The sequence below is a fragment of the Heyndrickxia coagulans DSM 1 = ATCC 7050 genome (assembly GCF_000290615.1).
Lineage (GTDB): Bacteria > Bacillota > Bacilli > Bacillales > Bacillaceae_C > Weizmannia > Weizmannia coagulans.
In genome coordinates, this window is sequence record NZ_ALAS01000270.1 from 1 (window position 1) to 413 (window position 413).

1 pseudogene is annotated in these 413 nt (G+C 46.7%); it reads left to right on the top strand.

Annotated elements, in window-relative coordinates:
* Nucleotides 1–413 (top strand): annotated as a pseudogene (locus tag IC21_RS14430) (DDE transposase); the annotation flags it as partial.

The window sequence follows — 413 nt, forward strand, 5'->3', positions numbered from 1 at the left end:
AAGGAAAACGTCGTTTATAACTACAAAGGAACCGTATCCTGCGTATGCCCTGAAACAGGTAAACAACGGGAAATGTGCAACGGGGGATTTGAGAAAGACCGCCAGAAACTAAAAAAACTTTGCCCGGCGAAACAAATGGGAGTGACATGTGAAGGCAAGGCTCAATGCCCCGTGGCACAAGGGCTCCGTATCTCATTATCTGAAGACAGGCGTATTTTTACACCCATTGATCGATCGAGCTATAAGTGGAAAAAAGAATACAACAGACGTACAGCTGTAGAGCGCGTGAACAGCCGGCTTGATACTTCTTTCGGCTTTGAACTTCATACAATTCGGGGAATGGCTAAAATGAAGCTGCGTTGTGGACTGGCACTCTGTGTCATGTTAGCCATGGCCTTAGGCCGGATCAAAGA